Source organism: Streptomyces sp. NPDC051133, assembly GCF_040682635.1.
Lineage (GTDB): Bacteria > Actinomycetota > Actinomycetes > Streptomycetales > Streptomycetaceae > Streptomyces.
Genome location: NZ_JBFBBK010000222.1, coordinates 1 through 1,539, shown reverse-complemented (window position 1 = coordinate 1,539; position 1,539 = coordinate 1). Strand labels below are relative to the sequence as shown.

Below are 1,539 nucleotides of genomic sequence, written 5' to 3'. Positions count from 1 at the left end.
GCTGGCCGGCATGGGCCTGGCCCTGAAGGACAGCCCGCCCGGATTCGACCCGACCACCGCCGCGGACGCCTTCGGCGCCGACGACGACGGGAATTCGGGTTTCATGGAGACCGAACAGTACTGAACGCTGCGCAGGGTGCCGGGGGGAGCCACGGCCTGGCGGAGGATGCTGAGCGCCGTGTCACGGCCGTGGGGATCGCCCCAGATACCGGGACGGGTCAGGCGCATGAGGCCGAAGCCGAGGCGGGAGACAGTCTTCCCGGCGATGGTGATGGTGCCTGCGGAGGTGTCCTAGCAGGGCTCCCTTCAGCATGATCTAGCGCGGAACCCCGGGCGTTCATCCCCGGGAGGAAGCGCTTCTCAAGCCATGGGGTGACCCGCACGGGTGCACGGATTTGCACTGTTGGCCTCAGCCGGGACGTTTCTGATTTTCGGTGTATTCCTTGATGATCGCCAGGGGTGCGCCGCCGCAGGACGCGGCGAAGTAGGAGGGCGACCAGAATTGGTCGCCCGACAGGTACTTGCGAAGGGGTCTGATGACCCTTGGAGGGCCGCGTGATCATCACGGTCTCGAATTCGACGGGTATCAGCCGACCGAGTGCGGCTTGTCTGCGGCGCCGGGTAGGTCCTCTCGATCCAGGACACGGTTGCCATCCGCAATTCTCCACGGGTGGCCCAGGTCCGGCGGTCGAGGACGTTTTTCTGCAGCAGGCTGAAGAAGGACTCCATGGCCGCATTGTCGCCGGCCGCCCCGATTCTCCCTATCGATCCGGCCATCCGGTGATGGTCGAGGACTCGGACGAACTGCCGGGACCGGGACTGTGATCCACGATCGCTGTGCAGAATGCATCCGTCGACGTGTTCACGGCGGCTCACGGCGTTGTTCAGCGCGGCTAGGGCGAGGCGGGAGTTCTTCCGCGCATCGATGGAGTAGCCCACGATCCTGTTGCTGAAGGCATCCTTGATCGCGCAGAGGTACAGCTCACCTTGACCGGTGGCGCGTTCGGTGATGTCGGCGAGCCACAGCCGGTTCGGGCCGGTCGCGGTGAAGTTACGGCTCACGAGATCGTCGTGCACCGGCGGGCCTGCCTTCTTGCCCGGCCACGCCTCTTCCCGAAGACACTCCACCAGCGGTTGTCCCGACAGATCCGCCACGCGGTGCGCTCGGCCATGCCGGCCCCGGCACCACGCGCTTCATCGGCCAGGAACCGGTAGCCGAACTCCGGGTCGTCGCGGTGGGCGTCGAACAGTGCGTTTCGCGCGATACGCCTCCGCCAGCACGACGCCGGCAACCGGCTTGCACAGCCAGCGGTAGTAGGGCTGTATGGCGCGCTTGACCACCCGGCACGTCACCGTGACCGGCACCCCGTCCACGGCCAGCTCTTTCACGAGCGGGTAGATCCTTTTCCCGGCAGATGCGCCTGCGACAGATAGGCCGCGGCCCGGCGCAGAACCTCGTTCTCTTACTCCAGCAGCTTGATCCGCCGACGTGCTTCCCGTAGTTCCCCCGCTCTCCTCGCTGGTCACGCCGGGGTTGTC

The 1,539-nt window shown here is 66.3% G+C and carries 3 pseudogenes; 1 reads left to right on the top strand and 2 read right to left on the bottom strand.

Annotated elements, in window-relative coordinates:
• Positions 1-124, top strand: a pseudogene (locus AB0N17_RS46590) (DNA-directed RNA polymerase subunit alpha); the annotation flags it as partial.
• A gap of 285 nt (positions 125-409) precedes the next feature.
• Here AB0N17_RS46590 and AB0N17_RS46585 read toward each other — a convergent pair.
• A pseudogene (locus tag AB0N17_RS46585) lies at positions 410-499 on the bottom strand (transposase); the annotation flags it as partial.
• A 70-nt stretch (positions 500-569) separates the two neighbouring features.
• Positions 570-1,511: pseudogene (locus tag AB0N17_RS46580) on the bottom strand (IS3 family transposase); the annotation flags it as partial.
• Positions 1,512-1,539 lie beyond the last annotated feature (28 nt).